1 protein-coding gene is annotated in these 2,305 nt (G+C 38.9%); it reads right to left on the reverse strand.

All coding sequences use genetic code 11. The features are described from left to right. Window positions 1-156 precede the first annotated feature (156 nt). A complete protein-coding gene (gene topA / locus V7083_RS22295) occupies window positions 157-2,235 on the reverse strand; it encodes a type I DNA topoisomerase (protein ID WP_335482209.1) in 2,079 nt (692 codons plus the stop codon). Window positions 2,236-2,305: the final 70 nt, after the last annotated feature.

Here is a 2,305-nt window from a genome sequence, read left to right on the forward strand (position 1 = left end):
ACATTTGAGTCCATTTTGCATTTTACTATATGAAGCGTGAATAAAAAAGCTTTAAGTTTTGACAGATAAATGAAAATTAAAGAACAATTATAAAATTTCCATACATTTTGGATATCTATTATGATCCCAAATGAAAAGAGTGGTACGAGTCCACTCTTAACTTTGTTGCTCTTCCTTATAATCACATGAAACACACTGTACCTGAACGCCTTTTTTCAACTTCTTCTCAACTAGAAGTCCATCACATTTAGGACAAGGTCTTGGTAGTGGCTTATCCCATGAAATGAAATCACATTCAGGGTATCGGCTACATCCATAGAAAATTCGTTTTTTCTTACTTTTACGTTCAACAATTGTTCCTTCTTTACAAGTAGGACAGGTAACCCCAATTTCTTTGACAATTGGTTTTGTGTTTCGGCATTCTGGAAAATTGCTGCACGCCATAAACTTACCGTACCGCCCTAGTTTGAACACCATCGGACTGCCACAATTCTCACAATCCTCACCAGCTGGCTCGTCTTTAATTTCGACTTTTTGCATTTCCTGCTCTGCTTTGTCCAAACTAATTTTAAATTCTTTATAGAATTCATCAATAAGTTGAACCCAATGGAGTTTACCATCCTCAATATTATCTAATCCCTGCTCCAATTTTGCAGTAAATTCCGCATTTACAATTTCCGGGAAAAACTCAACCATTGATTCATGAACGATTTCACCAAGTTCAGTTGGAACAAATCGCTTATTATCAAGGGCTACATAGCCTCGCTTTTGAATCGTATCCAATGTAGGAGCATAGGTGGATGGACGGCCAATCCCCAACTCCTCTAGCGTCTTTACAAGCCTTGCTTCCGTATATCTCGGCGGCGGTTGGGTGAAATGCTGTTTGGGTTCAATATCTTTTTTAAAAACCTCATCGCCTTCATTTAAATCCGGAAGCATTTTATTGGTTTCATCCACTTGGTCATCTGACCCTTCAACATAAAGCTTCATAAAACCTGGAAATTTAACTTTTGAACCGGTTGCACGAAAAACCGCTTTTCCATTTTGTAAATCAACACTCATTGTATCCATCACAGCCTGAGCCATTTGGCTTGCTAAAAAACGTTCCCAAATCAATTTATAAAGTCTTAATTGATCCCTAGATAGAAACTCCTTCAAACTATTAGGATCTCTGAAAGTGCTCGAAGGGCGTACTGCTTCATGTGCATCCTGTGTGTTTGCCTGTTTCTTTTCCTTTTGTGGCTCATTTCGTAAAAATTGAGCACCGTACTCTGAAGTTATATATTCAGAAGCTTCCTTTTGTGCAACCTCGGAAATTCTGGTTGAATCTGTTCTCATATACGTAATCAGACCCACGATTCCTTCTTTGCCAAGCTCAATTCCCTCATAAAGCTGCTGCGCTAGCATCATAGTCTTTTTGGCTCGGAAATTAAGTTTTCGTGCTGCTTCCTGCTGTAATGATGACGTCGTAAATGGAGGAGCGGGATTTCTTTTTCGCTCCTTTTTTGAAACAGAAATCACTTTAAATGTATTGCCTTTCATTTCACGTAAAATACTTTCCACGTCTTGTTCCGATTTTAACTCATGTTTTTCATGATTTATTAACGAATGGAAAGAAGCATTAAATTGTTCTGTCCCTTTTAAAAACTGCCCATCAATGGTCCAGTACTCTTCTGGGATAAAAGCCTTAATTTCATTTTCTCTGTCAATGATTAAGCGGACCGCTACCGATTGAACCCTGCCGGCACTGAGACCTTTTTTTACCTTTTTCCAAAGTATTGGGCTGATATTATAGCCCACAAGTCGGTCCAAAATTCTTCGTGCCTGTTGGGCATCTACCAAATCCATGTTGATTGCCCGCGGAGTCTTAAAAGAATCTTTAATGGCATCCTTTGTAATTTCGTTAAAAACTACGCGGCAATCTGACGATGTATCCACATCAAGACTATGTGCTAAATGCCAAGCGATTGCTTCCCCTTCGCGATCAGGGTCAGCTGCCAGATAAACTTTTTTTGCTTTTTTGGCTGCTGTTTTTAATTCTTTTAGGACCGGACCTTTTCCGCGAATGGTTATATATTTTGGCTGGAAACCATTATCAACATCTACACCCGTTTGACTACGAGGCAAATCTATTACATGGCCCATCGAAGCTTTAACCTTATATTTCTTTCCTAAATACCGTTCAATGGTTTTAGCCTTTGCCGGTGATTCCACGATTACAAGATAATCCGACATAAAAATCCTCCTTAAGAGGGAAGTATGTAGCACCAGAATGTTGTTTAGAAAGACAATATCCAAAATGCTT

The sequence above is a fragment of the Bacillus sp. JJ1764 genome, assembly GCF_036962145.1.
GTDB lineage: Bacteria > Bacillota > Bacilli > Bacillales > Cytobacillaceae > Neobacillus.